The organism is Sorangium sp. So ce1153, assembly GCF_051521595.1.
In the GTDB taxonomy this organism is placed as follows: domain Bacteria; phylum Myxococcota_A; class Polyangia; order Polyangiales; family Polyangiaceae; genus Sorangium.
The window spans coordinates 389,028-408,065 of the sequence record NZ_CP150361.1 but is presented as its reverse complement, the minus strand read 5'-3'; the positions used below and the strand labels follow the sequence as shown (position 1 = coordinate 408,065).

The window sequence follows — 19,038 nt, the reverse complement described above, 5'->3', positions numbered from 1 at the left end:
ACTCGACTCGAGTCACTTCGGCCTGAGCTCGGTCAGGACGAGCAGGTACTCCGGCGGGTTGTTCGGCGACAGCTTCGCGTACGGGTTCTCCCTGGTGGGGAAGCCGGTGAAGCGCTTCGTGTTGTACTCGCCCCAGGACGGGTTCTTGAAGAGCGGCAGCACCGGCGCGTTCTGCGCGTAGAGCATCTGCACCGCGTCGAGGATGCGCTTCTGCTCGGCGAAGTCCGTCGCCGACTCGAACTGCTGGAGCAGCTTGTCGGCCTCCTTGTCGCCGTAGCGGTGCCAGTTGCGCGCGCTCGACTCGCCGACGGGCTTCACGAGCTCGGCGGACATGAGCTCGCGGTAGTAGTTGTACGGGGTGGGCTCGACGATCGTCCACCCCATCGACATGTCGAACGTGCCCTTCTGGAGCGCCTCGAAGAACGCGCTGAAGTCGTACGTCTTGAGCGACGCGTCGATGCCGAGCTGCTTCAGGTTCTGCGTGATGATCTGGACCGCGCGGACCCAGTCGGACCAGCCGGTGACGACGTTGATCTCGAAGCGCATCGGCTTGCCGTCCTTCGCCCGGATCCCGTCCGGGCCCGCGGCGTACCCGGCCTCGTCGAGGAGCTGCTTCGCCTTCGCCACGTCGAGCTTCACCCAGTCGCCCGCGGCCACGGCCTTCGGGTTGCGCCAGCGCTCGTAGGAGTCGTCGAGCCCGGTCGCGTCCGCCGGCTGGGTGTAGTTGTTGGCCGCGATCTTCACGATCTGCTCCCGATCGATGCCCATGCTGATCGCCTTGCGCACGCGCGCATCGTCGAACGGCTTCTTCGTGGTGTTCGCGTACAGCGTGGCCATGCCGCCGACGAGCGGGAACCAGTAATGGTGGTTCGCCGGATCCTTGGCGACGTAGACCTTCTCGATCTCGGGGACGAACGCGCCTGCCCAGTCGACCTCGCCGTTGATGATCGCGAGGCTGATCTGGTCGTTGCCCGGGTACGCCGGGAAGCGGAGCCCGTCGACGGCCGGCTTCCCTGCCTGCCAGTAGTTCGGGTTCTTGCCGAGCTCGTACACCTGGTTCTGGAAGACCTTCACCTCGGTGAACGGCCCTGTCGCCACGGGGTTCTCGTTCGAGAACGTGACCGGGTCGGCGACGTCCTTCCACTTGTGCTCCGGCACGATCGGCTGGTGGCCGATGTAGCTGAGCCCCGGGACGTAGGGCCGCTTCAGCGCGAACTCGACGGTCGCGTCGTCCGCCGCCTTCACCGACTCCACGAACTTCCACACGCCCGAGAGGTCGAGCGCTGGGTGCTTCTTCAGGAGCTCGAACGTGAACGCCACGTCCCTCGCCGAGAACGCCTGCCCATCCGACCACTTGACGCCGGGGCGGGTCGTGAAGGTGAGCTTCTTGTTCCCGTCGCTCCACGCGTACTTTGTCGCGAGCCACGGCGTGTACTCGCCCTTCATCGTGTTGAAGATGAGCATCGGCTCGTAGATGCCGGCGAGCGTCGGGAAGCGCACGCTCCCCTCGGAGAGCAGGGGGTTGAAGTTCCGCACCCAGGACGCCTGCTGCTCCCTCGAGATCGTGACCATCGCGGGGCCCTTCGCCGCGGGGCCCTTCGCCGCGGGCGCCGCCGACGCCTCTGGAGCGCCGCGAGCGCCGCGGGCCGCCTCGGCTCCTTCCTTGGAAGAGCAGCCCGCTGCGGCGCTGGCGGAAAGCACCAGCGCCGACAGGAAGAAGATGCGTCGCGGCATCAGTCCAGTCTTCATGACAAGCCTCTCCGCGCGGGCGACCTCGGGTCCCCGCGACGCTCCGTTACCGTGACAGCACGCGGCGCCGTGGCACCGCATACAAAGAACGAGGGACGACCGCACGAGGTCCCCGTGCCATGCTCGACATCGCCCTTCCGCTTTATCGGTTAAGTTGAGCGATGTCAACGCGCACGCCTGGCTGCCTTCGCGCGTTCCATCCCCGTCGTCCGGCGCGGGACGCCTGGAGCGATCCGGCCGAGGTCGGGGTAGCCCCGGCGGGTAGCCAGGCCACGGTCGGGTGCTCCACGTGTTCCCGCGCTTCGTGCCGCTGCCGGGGGCTCGCGGGCCGCCGGCCGGGGCGGTGCCGATCTCTGCTCTGGCTCGCCTCGGGGCTCGCCGTGTGTCGTCCCGGGCATCCGTGGCGGCTGGCCCGCGGCGCGGCGGAATCCTGACATGGCGTTGCAGCTGACGCGGGCGGCAGCGTAGGCTTCGGCTTCGCCTCGACTCTCGTGAGCTGCCCAGCTCAACTTGTGCGCTGGGCGGGCGGAGCAATCACGACATGAGGACCACATCAGGGGCATCTGGCGTGAAGGCGCCTGAAGTGTGCTGCCCCGAGCCGTCCTCCGCCACAAGATGGAATCTGGCAGGCAGGTGAGCATGGCAAACGTGAACGAGAGGAATCCGACGCTGCACTTCTGGGATGTACCTGCAGCGCTCCTCGGCTTGGCAGTGGCTGGCGCGCTCTCTCGGATACCGCTCCTCGAAGGGTTCGGTCTCCTGTGGGTCGGAGCTCCGGCCGCCATGGTCGCCTTGCGGCGCCTGGCGCTACCCCAGCTCACGCCGGCGGCCACCGCGCCCAGGCCGACGCTCTCCGTCTGGCAGCGGCTTGGTGCCTACCTCTGCCTGATCATCGGCGGCGTCATCGCACTGCTCGCCGGCATCGTATTTTACCTCGACGCCACGCACGCGACACATCCCGAGTTTTCATGGAAAGCACTCCTCCCCGTTGCGGTCGGTGGGGCGCTTGCTGCGGTGGGCCTCCGACGACTGACGTAGCCGATGCGTGCGCGCAGCTCGGCGACCACCTGGCCCGCGCTCGGCTCGTGCATGGTCCAGGCCTACGGAGGGGCCTGGCCTGCGGGTAAGCGTGCTTCTTCACGTTGTCTTATGCCGGTGAACCGGGCCGGCCCGCGGGCTCCGGCGCGACGTCGCGGCGCTCCATCAGGAGCTCTGCCAGCGGCCCCTCGGTCACCACGCGCGGCACCTTCACCTGGCTGGGCGAGGCGCCGCGGCGGCTCATGAGCGCGCGCAGCTCACGGAACGTCCCCGGCCGCACGAGGCGGAGCGAGAGCGGACCGAGGCGCCCCCGGAGGGTGGCGTAATGGGGGTTGGCCTCGCAGAGCGCCTCTTCGAGCCGCGCGGCGAGCCGCTCGACGGACGCGGGCCGGCTGTCCTCGGTGAGCTCGACGAAGATCACGTAGCGCTTGGGCGCGGACTCGGCATCTTCCATCGTCGAGAAGTCCACGAGCCCGAGGGCCTCCTCCGACAGCGCCCGGTCCAGGGCGTGAAGGAGCGCGTGCTCGGACGTCTTCTCGCCGGCGATGTTGAGCAGGCTCCCTCGCCGGTAGATGAACGCCACCACCGGCGCGCGACGGTGGTGGCGCGCGACCTCGATCACGTCGCCCATCCGATAGCGGTACAGACCGCCGTGGGTCGTGACGACGAGCTCGTACCGCTCGCCCTCGGAGAGCTCGTCGATGCGCCGGACCGATGGGCGCTCGGCGTCGAGCTCGTCGGCAGGGATGAACTCGTAGAATGCGGAGCTCGGCAGGAGGGCAGGCGCCGACAGAGGCGGAGTGGAGCAACGTGGACAGGATCGAGCGCATCCGGCATCTCCTGCGAGCCGCGCCGGGACAGCGCGGCGAGAGGGCCGCACGGTGTCAGACGGAGCTGGAGAAATGAAGGGACGACGTGCTGTCCAGCCGGCGTGGGGGCGTTCGGGTCGAGCCGCTCGTCGTCGGGCGCCCGCGACCCCAGGAGTGATCCGAGCGCCCGCGCGACACCGCCCGCACGCCTGGCGGGCTAGTTCTTGCTTGCAGCAGCAGACGCCGCGGGCTGCGCTGGCGGCATGATGACGCGGAATTTCCCGCTCAAGTGCAGCAAGGACATCGTGTAGAGCATGCCGTCATAGTACCGCCACTTGCCGGTAGGCGCCTCGCGCTGATACACGTCTTCCACGAAATTCCAGGCCCGCGGATGGGTAGCGGCCAGCGCCGCGACGCCGTTCATCGACACGAGCCCGAGCGAGTCGTGCTCGACGATCGGCTTGCCGTCGAGGGTGAAGTTGGCCTTGTACTTGGGCCCCTGTGACTCGAAGAAGGCGAGGATCCGGTCGCTCAGCTCGGTCTCCCGCGGATCCTTCGCCCACCACGCCGCGTCCACCGACCAGTTCATCGCGGTGCGGAACGCGTCGTAACGGAAGTTCGCGGTCCCCGCGTCCCAGGAGGCAGCCTTGGGGGTGCCGTCGAAGTTGGCGTAATCCGGAGCAAGCCCGGTCTTCGGGTGGGTCGTCTTGATGAAGTAATCGCGGCTCGCCTTGGCCGCTTCGGCCCAGAACGAACGATCCGCCTCGGGGCCCCAGAGCGCCCAGAGCTCGTAGAACGCGGGCAGGTGATACGACGGATCGGTGTGATCGCCGTTCTTCGCGAAGTTATCCTGATCAGGCGTGAACCGCACCATCTTGTGTTCGGCGTTGAAGAGCGAGAGCAACGTGGCCTTGCGCTTGCCCGCATTGACCGTCCCGGTGATGGACTTGCGGTTCTTCATCGCGCCGAGCAGGTTCAAGGCCTCCTTCCGGTAGTCGTAGATCCCCTTGCCGTTCCCCCAGCGGTGGGACGCGAACAGGAGCGCCGTGGCGAAATACTCTTCCGCGTCGGGAGCGGGGTTCTCATCGATGGCCGTGCCGTCCGGGCGCATCTGCCAGGAGAAGTAGCCGAAGCCGGGGTGGCGCGGCTCGGCGTGAACCATGTGCGACTTGGCCCAGTTCCACAGAGCATCGAAGTCGTCTTTTCGATCGACCTGCACGGCGATCATCATGCCGTACGACATCCCTTCGGAGCGGACGTCGCCGTTCCCGATGTCCATGATGTACGCCTTGGGACCGTCCGCGTTCTTCCCCGCCGCGAACAGGACGGCTTGTTCCTTGGGGTCGCCGTGGAACAGCTGTTCGTAGGCCTTCGCGATCTTGGCGTCGATCTCGGCGGGCTTGTGTCCCAGCTCGGCGAACAGATTGCGATACTCACCCGTGGAGTATGCGCCTTTCGCAGCAGGCCGGAGCGGTGGCCGCTGGGGCGCGGGCTCCGCCGCCGCGGGCGCCGGCGCCGCGCCGCTCTGAGTCGAGGTGCTTTCCTGAGCGACGCTGCTGGCCGGGCTGACGGCGCTCGCCTGACCGGGAGAGCCGACCTGGCTGCCTTGGTTGCTGGGCGCGCAGGCGATCACCGTGAAAGCAAACCATGACGATACGACCGGAAACGTTAGCATTCGCAAGTTCATCACTGCCCTCGTTGGCGAGCTCGCATCCTGTCGGAGACGCGCTCGGCGTGAACATCGTTGACGAGTCCACGTATGTTATGCTCGCAAATTTCGGCGACGCGCCGGATCACCAAGCTCGAGCAAATTCGAAAAAATTCATGACACGCTGGCCCGGGCGCTGCTGGTCGTGAGGGTCATATAAACCAGTGGCATTCTCGATTCGTGCAAAAAACGACGTCGCTCGTGGGCCCACCGGTCACCCAGCTCGGGCTGACGGTCCCGCTCTCGAGCGACGCAGAGCGCCGCGATCGGGGCGGCGCTGCCGGGGGAGAAGGAAATCCAGACGCTCCGGGGACGTCGAGCCTCGACCGCGGGCCGCACGGCGCCGCCTCCCGTGCGCCGGGCCATCGTCCGACGCCGCCCGACGACGACGACCCGCCGTTCTGAGCCGCGCCAGCCTGCAACGCGCGATCGCCCCCCCCGGCGGGCGCTCCGGCCGGCGGGTGGTGGTCGGATTTGAACATGAAGGCGGGAGGGCGGGAAGAAAAGCTCAATGATCTTCCCGCCTTCCCGCCTTCATGTGAACTCTCTCTGGGCAAATGAGACCACTACCGGCCGGCGCGCGTGCGCTGACGCGCCGCGCCCCTCGAGGATCTTGCGCGACGCCCCTCACGTCGCGTGTTCTCGTGCTTACGCTCCTCCGGGGGCGCCCGCGGGCTCCCGGCGCCGGGCCCGGCGCCTGCTTGACAGAGCCCCCCCACGGCCCCAGACAAGAACATCCAGATGATGACGAAGACCACCCTGCCCATCGTGCTCTTGACAGCCCTCGGCGTCGTGGCCTCCGGCTGCGGCAACGGCGGACCGTCCAAGGACCGGTGGGCGACCACCGAGAACACCACCGTCGAGCTCGACTTCGACAAGGTCAACGAAGCCTACAAGACGGCCGAGGGGCCCGAGGACTTCGAGCGGCGCGTCAACGAGATCTACCAGGGGAGCGAGGTCATCAGCGTGGCCGTGCAGGACCTGGACGCCAAGACGCAGGTCGTCACCGGGTTCTTCGACAAGAACGGCGACGGCGGCGTGCAGGACCCCGAGAAGGTGTTCACGATCCGCCGCGACGTCTCGGGCGAGGGCGCCGCGCAGATGCAGACGTCCGGGTACGGCGCCTTCGGGTACTACCACTCGCCGGTGATGGGCCTGGCGTCGGGCATGCTCCTCGGCGCCATGGTGTCTTCGGCGCTGCGCCCGAATTACGTGCCGGTGTACTCGCAGCCGTACACCACGCCGCCGAACCGCGCGACGGACCTGCGATCCCACCGCGAGGCGTACCGCGCCTCGAATCCGTCCAGCGTCAACAACAGCAAGTCGTCGCAGACCGGGCGGCGCTACAACAACGCTGGCGGCAGCCGCTTCGGGAGCGGCAGGTCCGGCGCTGGCTCGCGCTTCGGCGTCCGCCGCGGCGAACGCGGCCGCAGGCCCGAGCGCCTCGTCGCGTAGCCGCGCGCGCCATCGCCCGCCGCCCGCCGCCTGCCACCCACCACCCGCCGCGATGCAGCCCCTGCGAAGCATCTCCGAGCTTCCGTTCCGCTGCCGTCCCGCGCTGGAGCTGCTGAACCTCGAGCAGCACCGCGACGAGCCGGACGTGGAGTCCACGCAGTTCGGCTGGTGCCAGGTGGCCGACCTCTGGCTGGACGGCCGCGCGGCTCGGGAGCCGGTCCGGGTGACCGACGCGCTCGTCGTGGCGGTGCACGCCGCGGAGGAGCCGGAGGCGCTGCCCGACGACGTGGAGCTCGAGTTCTTCGTCGAGGAGGTCGCCAAGGACTACTCGGTGACCGTGCTCCTGTCGGCGTTCCTCGAGCGCTGGCTGCCGGCCGCGTTCTCCGGCGAGCGCGCCATCGTGCTCGCCATGTGCAACCCCCACGCCGCGCGCGTCCGGCGGCCGGAGGCGGCGGGGCGCACCCCCGTGTACTACGCCGACGGCGACGTCGACGCGTGGCTCGACACCGACGCAGACGGTCGCCGGCGCATCCGCCTCGAGGCGGAGGCCTGGCGCATCGCGGAGTGAGACGATGTTCGAAGGACGCAACCAGCCGATCGTGTCGCGCGAGCAGAAGCTGGTCTATGCCGGCATCTACGTGCTGAAGAAGATGGACCTGAAGCCCGCCGACGGAGGCATGGAGATGCCCCTCGTGCTGCCGTCCGAGCTGAGCCCGCTGCAGGACGTCCTGCAGGAGCTCGTGAACGCGGACCTCGTCGAGGTCAACCGCCGCAAGGCGCGGTTCGAGATCACCAAGAAGGGGCTGGCCTACCTCGGCGAGATCATCGACGAGGCGGAGGCGCTGGTCGACGAGTTCGACGACGAGTCCCTGGAGGACGCGGTGGTCGAGCTCCGCCGGCGAAACGTGGACGTGCTGCGCGCCCGGTTCCTGTGGGGCTGGTACGACGGCGAGCTGGACGATCTGGTGCTCTTCCAGCAGCGCCGTGGCGCGACGCCGGTCGAGCCGTGGTGGGCAGATTACCTCATGAGCGACGCGTTCTACGAGGCGCTGCGCCGCGATTACGAGTAAGCGAGCGTGAGGGCGGCCGTCCCGCCGCGGGGACGCCGCGGCAGGTGGCCGCAGCTGCACCCACGCTGGGCCCCTACAGTCCACGTACTCACGGCCTGACTCCACACCGGAGTACGGCGCGGGCGGCCCCCCACGCCGCCGAGCGCGCGAGAGCGCGGCGGACCGCACGCCAGCGCCGCGGCGCTCACGCCCGCGCGACGCCAGGGTGACGAGATGCACAGGGTGCATGACGGACATGCAGCATTCGATTTGGAAGATCTATTTACAATGATCCACATGTCCGTCGAACCTACGCTGGGCGCCGCGTGCCCGCGGGCGAGCTGGCTCGCCGCGATGGGCCTCTCACGCCGTATGCCCGCCCTCCGTCTGCCTGCCTGCCCGCGCGCGAGCCCAGCGTCTCCGAGAAAGGCAGTATGTTGGACAACAGCATCTCATCGACGCACGTCACGTCTCGTCGCGCCCGGCGCGCCGCCCGTCACGGCGACGCGCTGGCCCTCTTGCTCCTCGGGGCCCTCGGCCTGGTCGTCGGGTGCGCCGACGACGAGCTCGCGCTCGAGACCCCGGTCGAGACCTCTGCTCAGGAGCTCACGAGCATCCCCACGATCCCGGACGAAGCTCTCCAGAAGACCCTGGCGCCCATCCGAGCCCTCGAGGTCCCTGGCAGGGTCTACATCAAATCCGTCGAGGAGACGTTCTCCGGCTCGGGGACCTTCTCGCAGGTCGTCCACGTCTATCAACCCGACGCGAACGGAGAGCGGATCCGGTTCGAGCTCGCCGCGAAGACGTCGGCGGGACAGGTGGACACGAGCCACAGGTTCGAGTCCGTCAAGGTCACCTCGCGCCCGGGAGAGCCGGACCAGACCCAGCAGACGCTTTCGAACAGCAGCGGCCAGCAGGTGTACGAGCTCTCGAGCTCACGCCAGGGCTGGTATCGCTTCGAGTTCAGCTACGTCGCCCCGAACGCGGGCCGCACCCAGAGCTTCAAGGCCACGGACGTCTCCGGGAACTCCCTGAAGATCGTGTGGGTCGACCCCGCGAGCGCCGCCGTGCAGGTCCGCGCCAAGGTCGCCGTGGACAGCTCGGCGTCCCAGGTGTTCTTCAAGGGAGGCGCCTACCGGAACACCGATCCCAGCCAGTTCGCCTATGCCGACAACGTGAAGGTGAACGGCAACCTGCTCTATCGCCGCGGGTTCGACCAGGGCCGCTACAACTTCCCGCTCGGGCAGCTGAACGCGGCGGAGCACACGCTCGAGTTCTCGCTGGCCGCGAGCGCCTACAACCCTGCCAAGTTCTGGTTCGGCGTCAGCGAGAAGAGCTTCGCGCCGGCGGGCACCAGGACGAGCTGGGACCGGGTCCAGTTCCTCTACCAGGGCGCGATGCGCACGGGCGACTACGACGCCTGGAGCGAGGGCGTGGCCTTCGCGCAGGGCGCCACCGTCACGAACGGGGTCCGCCCGCCGCCCGTCCGCCGCGGCACCACGTTCTCGGTGGCCGTCGAGGACTCGAGCCTGAACGGCACCACCCAGAACGCGACGCTGCGGATCATCTCGGACGCCACGGGCGCCGAGGTGCCCTGGGCGAAGTCCCTGCCCGCCGACGGCGACTACCGGGGAGGCATCTTCGCGAGCGGCGCGTTCTCCAGCCGGAACCGCGAGCACTGGCGGATCACCGTGCCGAGCGACGCGCCCGTCGGACGCTACACCGTGCGCGCCTTCACCCCCGGGGGCGCCCGGATCGGCCAGGACGTCGTGTTTTACGCGATCCACAACCCCTACCCGCTCGTCGCCAGCGGCGCCATCTCCAAGGCAGAGCTCGAGACGTACGGCTACGACGAGGACGAGGACGGCGTCGACCTGAACGGCGGGTACGGCGCCGATCAGGACAACATCCGCGATCACTTCACGGTGCTCTACGAGTGGTCGCCGCCGTACTCCGTGTACACGAAGCTCACCGCGGCGTTCCGCCGGACGACAGACGAGTCGAAGTTCTCGTTCCTGGATCACGCCGTGGCGGCAGCGCAGGGGACCACGAGCGAGTTCGAGACCATGCGCCGGCTGTACCGCCTCGTCACGCAGCGGTACCGGTACAGCCAGCCAACCAATCAGGGCGACGTGTCGTCCATCTTCCTGAGCGACCGGCTGGACCCGGCCGAGTCGCTCCAGTACGCGAAGCCCGACACGCAGCTCGGCTGGGACGACGACATCATGGGCGCCCAGTGCTACGACTACGCTCCGGTCCTGGCGGCCATCGCCCGCAGCGCGGGAGTCCTCTCCCGGGTCGTGTCCAGCCAGGGCTTCCTCGGCGGCTGGGGGAACCACTTCTTCACGGAGGCGTACACCCCGGGCGTCCCCCATCACGGCGGCAAGCAGCAGGACAGCAGCTCGAGCCCGAACAGCGACACGAGCCCCTGGTACGTGTTCGATGCGACCAATCCGGACGCCTCCGGCAGCACCCCGTATCAATACCTCTGGGAGCGCTACTCGGAGGGGATCGCGCCGCAGGCGCAGTACGGCAAGGCGACGTTCGTCCTCTCGGGATACAAGCCTCTCGGCACGACGACGAACACCGTCACCTGGGATCCGCTGGGCCCCACGGACGACATAGGCGCGGACGATGTCCTGTCCCTGCAGGCCCAGTACGAGTCTGGACCGGACTTCTGGCTGACGCAGAGCGGCGTCACGGGCTTCCTCGGGCGCGGCGAGAAGGACGTCTATCGCATCAGCAAGGCGACCACCGGGGCAAGGGCGGTCTCCGTCAGGACGGCGCCGGGTGGCGGGAACACCCTGCAGCCGGTGCTCTGCGTGGGGCCCTACGTCGATCCCGACGGTCCCCCCGTCGAGAGCGAGCCCGGCGTGGCGCCCAGGTGGGCCGCGTCCGTGCCGGTGCGCTGCGCGGACCGGGCGACGACCTATCCCCTTCCCGAGGGGGAGTCGTACGTGGTCGTCTTCCACGACCACGGTCAGCCGGACGACGGCTACCCCAACCCGGACGACAGGCTCAAGCTGGGAGACTCCGTCCAGTACGTCCTGGATCTTCAGTACTGATCCTGCCGAGACCCCTCCCGCCATGGCGCAGAGCCTGACGGGAGGGGCCGCTCCGAGCCGAGGAGCTCGACCGAGCGGGCCGCGCTTTCAGCGTCGCTCCCACCGACGATCACGACGACGACGGCCACCACTCGGCACAAGCCGGGGGGGAATCTACCCAGGGACCTGTCGACGATCACGCAAACTGGCAAAATCCTTGGGCCCGCCGGGCTTTCCACATGGATTGAAAAGCGAGGGTATCGCCGCGGACGACCAGCGCGTGCGATCGAGCTCATTCGCGATACCGCGTGACACGCGCCATCGAATCGTCGAGGATCAGCTATGGGGTACGTTGTGGGGGGGGCCCTGCGCACGGGGACGGGTACGTGCATCGCGCGAGCGGCCGAGGCCCAGAGCAGCGCGCCAGTGACCGCGAAAGTGCCCGGCGACGAGCCGCCGATCCCGCGCGCGCCTGGGAGGCCGGTGCTCGTGCAGGAGCCCTGGGGCGACACCTCGCTGGCGCGCGTGCTCGACCAGGGCCCGCTGCCGGTGGGCGTCGCGCTGCGCCTCGGCGCCGCGCTTGCGCGCAGCCTGGGCGAGGCGCACCGGCGCGGACTCCTGCACCGCGATGTCAAGCCGCAAAACGTGCTGGTCGACGCCGAGCGGACGCGCACCTGCTTGATCGACGTCGGGCTCGCGACCTGGTGGACGCCCAAGCTCGCCCCGCAGGTGCCGCTGGAGGGGGTCTCCGGGACGCTGGCGTACATGGCGCCCGAGCAGACGGGCCGGATGAACCGGGCGCCGGACGCCCGGGCAGACCTGTATGCGCTGGGCGCCACGCTCTACCAGATGCTGACCGGCGCGCTGCCCTTCGACGCGACCGACACGCTGGAGCTCATCCACGCGCACATCGCCCAGGCGCCCGTGCCCCCGCACGAGCGCGCGCCCCAGCGAAACATCCCCGAGGCCGTGAGCGCGATCGTGCTCAAGCTGCTGGCCAAGAGCCCCGAGGACCGTTACCAGACGGCGAGCGGCGCGGCCTGGGATGTGGAGCGGGCGGCGCGGGCCTGGGTCGAGACGGGCACAGTGGCGCCGTTTCCGCTGGCGAAGCGCGACTGGGACGAACGGGTCCGAGCGCCCTCGCGCCTGTTCGGTCGCGAGCGCGAGAGCGCCGCGCTCGCGGCGCTGTTCGACCAGGCGTGCGGCGGCGCGACGGTGCTGGCGCTGGTGGCGGGGCCGTCGGGCGTGGGCAAGTCGGCGCTCGTGCAGGCGCTGCAGGGCCAGGTGCGCGCGCGGCGGGGGATCTTCGCCGCCGGCAAGTTCGACCAGCTGCAGCGCAGCACGCCGTATGCGGCGCTGGCGCAGGCGCTGCGCTCGGTGGTGCGGCGGCGGCTGGCGGACCCGGCCGAGGCGCTGGAGCGCTGGAGGCAGGCTTTCCAGGGCGCCGCGGGGCCGGACGGGCAGATCCTCGTCGAGCTCATGCCCGAGCTGGTGCACATCCTGGGCGAGCCGAAGCCGCTGGTCGAGCTCGGGCCGATGGAGGCCAGGCTCCGCTTCCAGACGACCGTGCTGCGCTTCGTCCGGACGCTGGCCACGGCCGAGCACCCGCTGGTGCTGTTCATCGATGACCTGCAGTGGGCGGATGCCGCGTCGCTGGCGCTCCTGGGCGAGCTGCTGAAGGAGCCTGCGGGCCAGCACCTGCTCGTGGTGGGGGCCTACCGGGGCGAGGCGGCGAGCCCAGAGCACCCGTTGAACGCGCTGCTCTCGGCCTCCGCGGCCCCGGGCGCCGTGACCGGGCAGATCGCGCTCTCGCCGCTCGGCGCGGAGGCGGTCGCGGCGATGGTGGCGGACATGCTCGATCGCCCCGAGGCCGAGGTGGAGGAGCTCTCTCGGCTGGTCAAGGACAAGACAGACGGCAGCCCGTTCTTCGTCGGGCAGTTTCTGCTGCTCTTGCACGAGCGGAAGCTGCTCTCGCGCGACGCGGAGACGGGGCGGTGGCAATGGCAGCGAGAGGCGATCGAGCGGGCGGGGATCACGGACAACGTCGTCGCGCTGCTGACCCGCAGGCTGCAGCGGCTGTCGCCCGAGCTGCAGCGCGCCCTGCAGACGGCGGCGTGCGTCGGCGATCGGTTCGACGCGGAGCTGCTCGCGCACCTGCTGGGGCAGGAGGCGGAGACGGTCAGCGCCCTGCTGGCGGCGGCGGCGCGCGAGGGGCTCCTGGTCGACGTGGGCGAGCGGGGGTGCGAGGCCTACGCCTTCGTGCACGACCGGGTGCAGCAGGCCGCCTACGAGGCGCTCACGGCAGAGGAGCGGCTCTCGCTGCACCTGTGGCTCGGCCGAGCGCTGCGGGCTCGGTACGGCGTCGCGTGCGCCGACGGCGAGCTGTTCGCGACGCTCTACCACCGCAACCTGGCCGCGGAGCGGCTGACGGACGCCGAGGAAAAGCGCGACCTCTCGGAGCAGAACCTGCGCGCGGGCCAGCGGGCCAACGCCAGCGCGGCCTACGCACAGGCCGCGGCGTTCCTCGGGACGGCCGCGTCGCTGCTGGGCGAGGAGGGGTGGACCGAGGCCCCGGAGACGACCTTCGAGGTGCACCTGGTCATGGCCGAGGCGCGCTGGCTCGCGGCGCAGGTGGACGAAGCGGAGCGGCTCTTTCTGCGCTGCCTCGAGCGAGCGCGGGACCCGGTCGAGCGCGCGCGCGTGGCCAGCCTCTTGATCGTGTTCCTTCACGTCACCGGCCGCTTCGCGCAGGGCATCGAGCTTGGCCTCTCGGCGCTGGCGTGGCTCGGGCGCCCGCTGCCGAGGACCCCGGAGGAGCAGCAGGCGCTGTTCGAGGCGCTCATCACCGAGATCGAGCCTGCCCTGCAGCGCATGACCGTCGAGGACTGGAGGGCGCTGCCGATGAGCACCGACCGCGCCCACGCGCTGCGGTGCAGGATCCTCGAGGTGCTGGGGCCCTGCGCCGCCTTCTGGATGCCCTCGCTGAGCCGGTGCTGCTGGCCGATGCTCGTGCTGGAGACGCTGCGGTACGGGCTGACGAAGAGCTCGTTCGCGGGCTGCGTGTGCACGGCCTTGCTCCTGGCATACCTCCTGGGGAAGCTGCCGCTGGGCCGCCGGCTGAACGAGCCCATGCTGGCGCTCATCGATCAGTACGACGTCGCGCGCGCCACCGCGCACTTCAACTCCACGGTGGCCGCGATGTACTGGACGCCGGCTCCGAAGATGAGGGAGCTGTACGCGCGCGCGGCGCGCACCGCGGCCGAGGAGCGCGAGCTCGTCTCCGCGGCCTTCAGCGAGATCCAGGGGACGATGTTCCAGCTGATCGCCGGAGATGGCCTCGATCGCGTCACGCGCGACCTCGACCGCATGGCCTACCCCGACCCGATGGCCATGGACTTCCGGAACATCATTGCCCGCTCGGTCGCCGCGCTCTCGCAGGCCCAGGCCGCGCACGCCGTCGAGCAGGCGCTCGAGGAGATCGCGCGGCCCGCGCGGGACGCGAGGGCGAGGGTGTTCCTGGTCGCCACGATGTCCATGGCGGGGTGGACCGGGCTCCATTTCGGCGCTGACGCGTGGGCGGTCGAGGCGGTCCTCGCCGTCGAGCCGGACTGGCAGGCCTCATGGGGCACTCCCATGCTCATCGCCCTCACGTTCACGCTCTGTGTCGCCGGAGCGCATGCCCTCCCCACCGCCGCCGAGCGGCGCGCGCTCCTCCTGGACCGCCTGGCCTTTCACGGCGCGCGCCTCGCCCTCTGGGCTCAGAGCTGCCCCGAGAGCTTCGAGGCCGGGCGCCTGCTGATGGAGGCGGGCCGCGCTCGCGCCCGGGAAGAGCACGAGGAGGCCGGGCGGCTGTACGACCAGGCCATCGAGCAGGCCCGCGACCATGACCTGGTCAACACGGAGGCGCTCGGCCTGCGCCTGGCCGGCGAGCACCGCCTCGCCCGCGGGCACCGAGCTCTGGCCCGCGCCTATCTCTCGGCCGCGCACGACGCCTACCTGCGCTGGGGGGCACGCGCGGCCGCCGCGCAGCTCGCCCGGCGCTACCCGGACAGCATCGCGGCCTCGGGCCGCCCGGCGCTCGCGGCGGACGAGCCGCCGGATGGGGCGCCGGCGCCGACGAGCGCGACCATCACCGACCGCACGCTCCACGCGTACCTGGACATCGCCTCCGCGCTGCGCGCCGCGCAGGCGCTCTCCGGCGACCGCAACCTCGGCTCGCTCGTCGGCCGCATGCTCCGCCTGCTCGCCGAGCACTCCGGCGCCGAGCGCGCCGTGCTCGCCCTCGTGCAGGGCGGCGAGCTCGCCATCGCCGCCCTGCTCACCGTCAACCCCCAGCGGGTCGAGCTGGCGCTCAACGAGCCCGTCGCCGGCTCGACGCGGCTGCCGGCGACGCTGGTGCAGTACGTCGCGCGCGGCAAGGAGCCGGTGGTGCTCGGGCAGGCGGCGTCCGACAGCCGCTTCGACGAGGACCCCTATCTGCTCGCCCACCGGCCGAGCTCGGTGCTGGCCGTGCCGCTGGTGCACCGGGGCCGCCTCTCCGGAGTGATGTACCTGGAGCACCCGCACGTGCAGGACGCCTTCCCCCAAGCGCGCGTCGAGCTGGTGACGCTCCTCGGGGCGCTGGCGGCGACGGCGGTGGAGAACGCCACGTTGTACACGGAGCTGTCCGCCTACAGCGAGCGGCTGGCGCGCGAAGTGGCGCAGCGGACCGCCGAGCTCGCGGCCGCCAAGGAGGCGGCCGACACCGCCAACCGCGCCAAGAGCGAGTTCCTGTCGAGCATGAGCCACGAGCTGCGTACGCCGCTCAACGGCATCCTCGGCTATGCGCAGCTGCTCGACCGGCTGCCCGACCTGCCCGCCAAGGCCGCCGACGCGGCCCGCGTCATCCGCATGGCCGGCACGCACCTGCTCAGCCTCATCGACGACGTGCTCGATCTGGCCAAGATCGAGGCCGGCAAGCTGGACCTCCACCCGACCGCGGCCGACCTGCCCACGCTCGTCCGGACCGTCTCCAATCTCTGCCGGGTGCGCGCCGAGCAGAAGGGCCTCACCTTCGCCGACGAGCGTGCAGGCCCCGAGCGGCTGGGGGTGCGCGTCGACGAGAAGCGGCTCATGCAGGTGCTGCTCAACCTGCTGGGCAATGCCATCAAGTTCACCGAGCAGGGCGAGGTGACGTTGCGCGTCGAGGTGCTCGAGCCGCCGGAGGACCAAGGGCGCACGGTGTCTTTCCAGGTCAAGGACACCGGCCCCGGGATCGCCCCCGAGCACCTGTCGCGCATCTTCGATGCCTTCGAGCAGGTCGGCGATCAGAAGCGGCACGCCGAGGGGACGGGCCTCGGGCTGGCGATCACGAAGAAGCTCGTCGAGCGAATGGGCGGCCGCATCGAGGTCCAAAGCCAGCTCGGCCAGGGCACGGTCTTCACGGTGACGCTCCGCCTGATCGAAGCGCCCGCCGTCAAGGCGAGCGCGGGGCTGCCATGGGAGGCGATCACCGGGTATCAGGGCGAGCGCCGCACGATCCTCGTGGTGGACGACAACGTCGATAACCGCGCGCTGCTGCGCGACTTGCTGGAGCCGCTTGGCTTCGAGCTGCTGGAGGCCGGCAGCGGCGAGCGTGCGCTCGCGCTGACCCGCGAGCGCACGCCGGACGTCATCGTGATGGACCTGGTCATGCCAGGCGAGGATGGGCGCGAGGTGACGCGGCGCTTGCGGCAAAGGCCCGAGCTCGCCCGAACCGCGATCATCGCCTCGTCCGCCAGCACCTCGGGCGCCGATCGGCAGAGGAGCCTGAGCGCGGGATGCGACGACTTTTTGCCCAAGCCGGTGCAGGCCGGCGCGCTCCTGGAGCTGCTCCGAGCGACTCTCCAGCTCGAGTGGGTACGCCGAGCGGGGCCAGGCGCGGCCGTGGCCGCCCCCCCGATGACCGACGCGGAGATCGGCATGCTCACCCCTCCGCCGGCCCAGGAGCTCTCGCGGCTCATCGAGCTGGCAGACAGGGGGCTCGTGTCCCTAGTGCTGAACGAGCTCGCTCGGCTCGAAGAGGCAGACCCGCGGCTCGGCGCGTGGATCGGGCAGGTACGGGCGGTGGCGCGGAGCTTCCAGACCAAGCGGCTCCGCGGCCTGCTCCAGGCGCAGCTCGACACGGCATCACGCAGCTCCCCTGAACGCGCAGCCCGATCGACGGCAACGGCGAGCACGCCCAGGCGAAACCCCTGATGGATACCCCTGATGGATGGATGTGTCAAAAGGCTGTTCCGGCCGTCTCACGCCGGTCGAGTTTGTCATGGTCTCCGATGACCAGAACCCCAGAGGCTGGTGCGCCGTGTATACCATCCTGATAGTCGATGACGAGCCGACAAACGTGGCCGTGACCATCGATCAGCTCGAAGAGCGAGGCTTTCGGGTGGCGGTCGCTCAAGATGGTGAAGATGCGCTGGAGCGGGCCGAGCTCCTCTCTCCCGACCTGATCCTGCTCGACGTACTGATGGCGGGAATGGACGGCTTCGAGACGTGCCGGCGCCTGAAAGCGTCTGAACGCACCAGAGGTATTCCGGTGATCTTCATGACCGCGCTGGGGGAGACGGCGCACAAGCTGGCCGGGTTTGAAGCCGGCGGCGTCGATTACGTCATCAAGCCCCTGGAGATCGATGAGGTCCTGGCGCGGATCAAGACGCACCTGGCCTTGCACGCGATGCGCGCGGAGCTCGAGGCGCAGAACGTGCAGCTGCGGCGGGAAATCGAGAATCGCGGGCGACTCGAGGCCGCGCTGCGATGCGCCCACGACAAGCTGGAGCGGAGAGTGGCGGAGCGCACGGCCGAGCTTGCCGCGGCCAATGCCCTCCTGAAGCAAGAGATCGGCGAGCGTGAGCGGACCGAGGAGACATTGCGCGAAAGCCAGGACCTGCTGCGGGCCATCATCGACAATTCGACGGCCATGGTCTACGTCAAGGACCTGCAGGGCCGATACCTGCTGATCAACCGCCGTTTCAAGCAGCTGTTCCACGCGACCGCGGAGCCGATCGTCGGCCGGACCGACCACGAGCTGTTCCCCCCGGAGCAGGCCGAGACATTCCGCTCTTTTGACAGGCGGGTGCTGGAGGCCCAGGAGCCCCTGGAGACCGAGGAGGTGCTGCCGCAGGACGACGGGATGCACACCTATATCTCTGTCAAGTGCCCCCTGTTCGACGCGCAAGGCGAGCCCTATGCTGTGTGCGCCATCTCCACGGACATCACCGAACGCAAGCGAGCGGAGGAAGAACGGGAGAGGCTGCTGGCCAGCGAGCAGGCGGCGCGTTCCAGGGCCGAGACCGCCGACCGGCTGAAGGACGAGTTCCTCTGCACGCTCAGCCATGAGCTGCGGACGCCGTTGACCTCTATCCTCGGCTGGACGCATATTCTTCTCCGCATGGACAACCTGGACGCGGCCAGGATGCAGCGCGGCCTCGCGGTCATCGAGCGCAACGGCATGGCCGAGCTGGAGCTCGTCGAGGCTCTGCTCGACGTCTCCGCCATCCTCTGCGGCAAGGTGAACCTGAAGCCGCAGTCGGTCAGCATGGCCGCGGTCGTCCAGGCGGTCGTCGACTCTGCGACCCCAGCCGCGGAGGCGAAGCGCGTCTGCATGTCGCTGTCGCTCAGCTCGACGACCGGCAGGATCTGGGGCGATCGCGGCCGCCTGGAGCAGATCGTGCGCAATCTACTGAGCAACGCCATCAAATTCACGCCCTCTGGCGGGCGCGTGGCTGTGTCGCTGGAGGAGGTGGGGGCGATGTCTCAACTCCGCATCAGCGATACGGGCGAGGGAATAAGCGCGGATTTCCTTCCCCATGTGTTCGACAAGTTTCGACAGGCAGACAGCTCGACCACGCGCTGGCACAGCGGGCTCGGCGTGGGGCTCTCCGTCGTGCGGGATCTGGTGAGAATACACGGCGGAGAGGTCCGCGCCGAAAGCGCCGGTGTGGGTCGGGGCGCGGTGTTCATCGTCGACTTGCCTCTGATGCCGGTGGTCGAGGAGACCGCTGCTCCGCCTTCGACCGACGCAGGGGAAGCGCGCTCGGTCCAGCGTGCAGATGATCTCGGCAACCCGCGGGAATTCCAGTGAAGCTCACCGGTGACATCCGCAGCCGGTGGAGAGACTGAACGGATGATGCGTGGCACAGGCGCCCTCGCCCCGCCTCCCGCTCCAGCAT

At 69.6% G+C, this 19,038-nt stretch carries 11 protein-coding genes; 8 read left to right on the top strand and 3 right to left on the bottom strand.

The features are described 5' to 3' along the window. Nucleotides 1-12 precede the first annotated feature (12 nt). Nucleotides 13-1,749 (bottom strand): ABC transporter substrate-binding protein, encoded by a 1,737-nt coding sequence (locus WME85_RS01445; RefSeq protein ID WP_437834569.1) that lies wholly within the window; start codon nucleotides 1,747-1,749, stop codon nucleotides 13-15. Nucleotides 1,750-2,388: 639 nt separating this feature from the next. Between WME85_RS01445 and WME85_RS01440 the strand changes: the two genes are divergently transcribed. Beyond that, a complete protein-coding gene (locus tag WME85_RS01440; protein ID WP_437834566.1) occupies nucleotides 2,389-2,787 on the top strand; it encodes a hypothetical protein in 399 nt (132 codons plus the stop codon). Nucleotides 2,788-2,896: 109 nt separating this feature from the next. On the opposite strand, the gene WME85_RS01435 is transcribed toward WME85_RS01440, so the two are convergent. Further along, nucleotides 2,897-3,667 carry a hypothetical protein gene (locus WME85_RS01435; protein WP_437834563.1) on the bottom strand — a complete coding sequence of 257 codons (771 nt, stop codon included), beginning with the start codon at nucleotides 3,665-3,667 and terminating at the stop codon, nucleotides 2,897-2,899. A gap of 146 nt (nucleotides 3,668-3,813) precedes the next feature. After that, nucleotides 3,814-5,271, bottom strand: a complete 1,458-nt coding sequence (locus WME85_RS01430) for a glycosyl hydrolase family 8 (RefSeq protein WP_437834560.1) — start codon at nucleotides 5,269-5,271, stop codon at nucleotides 3,814-3,816. Nucleotides 5,272-5,484: 213 nt separating this feature from the next. Here WME85_RS01430 and WME85_RS01425 point away from each other — a divergent pair, with 213 nt between their 5' ends. The 7 genes from WME85_RS01425 to WME85_RS01395 all read left to right on the top strand — a co-directional run bounded on the left by WME85_RS01425 (nucleotide 5,485) and on the right by WME85_RS01395 (nucleotide 18,950). Further along, complete coding sequence (locus tag WME85_RS01425; protein ID WP_437834557.1) at nucleotides 5,485-5,709, top strand: hypothetical protein; 225 nt, start codon at nucleotides 5,485-5,487, stop codon at nucleotides 5,707-5,709. Nucleotides 5,710-6,045: 336 nt separating this feature from the next. Beyond that, complete coding sequence (locus WME85_RS01420) at nucleotides 6,046-6,759, top strand: hypothetical protein (RefSeq protein WP_437834554.1); 714 nt, start codon at nucleotides 6,046-6,048, stop codon at nucleotides 6,757-6,759. Between the two features lie 52 nt (nucleotides 6,760-6,811). Further along, nucleotides 6,812-7,327 carry a hypothetical protein gene (locus WME85_RS01415; protein ID WP_437834551.1) on the top strand — a complete coding sequence of 172 codons (516 nt, stop codon included), beginning with the start codon at nucleotides 6,812-6,814 and terminating at the stop codon, nucleotides 7,325-7,327. A gap of 4 nt (nucleotides 7,328-7,331) precedes the next feature. Further along, nucleotides 7,332-7,829, top strand: coding sequence for a hypothetical protein (locus tag WME85_RS01410; RefSeq protein ID WP_437834548.1), 498 nt, complete (start codon nucleotides 7,332-7,334; stop codon nucleotides 7,827-7,829). 413 nt (nucleotides 7,830-8,242) lie between these two features. Further along, nucleotides 8,243-10,873, top strand: a complete 2,631-nt coding sequence (locus WME85_RS01405; protein WP_437834545.1) for a transglutaminase-like domain-containing protein — start codon at nucleotides 8,243-8,245, stop codon at nucleotides 10,871-10,873. A gap of 405 nt (nucleotides 10,874-11,278) precedes the next feature. Beyond that, entirely contained in the window at nucleotides 11,279-17,068 is a 5,790-nt protein-coding gene (locus WME85_RS01400) for an AAA family ATPase (protein ID WP_437834542.1), read from the top strand. Nucleotides 17,069-17,084: 16 nt separating this feature from the next. Next, nucleotides 17,085-18,950 carry a response regulator gene (locus tag WME85_RS01395; RefSeq protein WP_437834539.1) on the top strand — a complete coding sequence of 622 codons (1,866 nt, stop codon included), beginning with the start codon at nucleotides 17,085-17,087 and terminating at the stop codon, nucleotides 18,948-18,950. Nucleotides 18,951-19,038 lie beyond the last annotated feature (88 nt).

Coding starts and splice junctions, on each gene's coding strand:
- WME85_RS01445 (WP_437834569.1), bottom strand. CDS start 1,749: ATGAAGACTGGACTGATGCCGCGACGCATCTTCTTCCTGTCGGCGCTG.
- WME85_RS01440 (WP_437834566.1), top strand. CDS start 2,389: ATGGCAAACGTGAACGAGAGGAATCCGACGCTGCACTTCTGGGATGTA.
- WME85_RS01430 (WP_437834560.1), bottom strand. CDS start 5,271: ATGCTAACGTTTCCGGTCGTATCGTCATGGTTTGCTTTCACGGTGATC.
- WME85_RS01420 (WP_437834554.1), top strand. CDS start 6,046: ATGATGACGAAGACCACCCTGCCCATCGTGCTCTTGACAGCCCTCGGC.
- WME85_RS01415 (WP_437834551.1), top strand. CDS start 6,812: ATGCAGCCCCTGCGAAGCATCTCCGAGCTTCCGTTCCGCTGCCGTCCC.
- WME85_RS01410 (WP_437834548.1), top strand. CDS start 7,332: ATGTTCGAAGGACGCAACCAGCCGATCGTGTCGCGCGAGCAGAAGCTG.
- WME85_RS01405 (WP_437834545.1), top strand. CDS start 8,243: ATGTTGGACAACAGCATCTCATCGACGCACGTCACGTCTCGTCGCGCC.
- WME85_RS01395 (WP_437834539.1), top strand. CDS start 17,085: ATGGATGTGTCAAAAGGCTGTTCCGGCCGTCTCACGCCGGTCGAGTTT.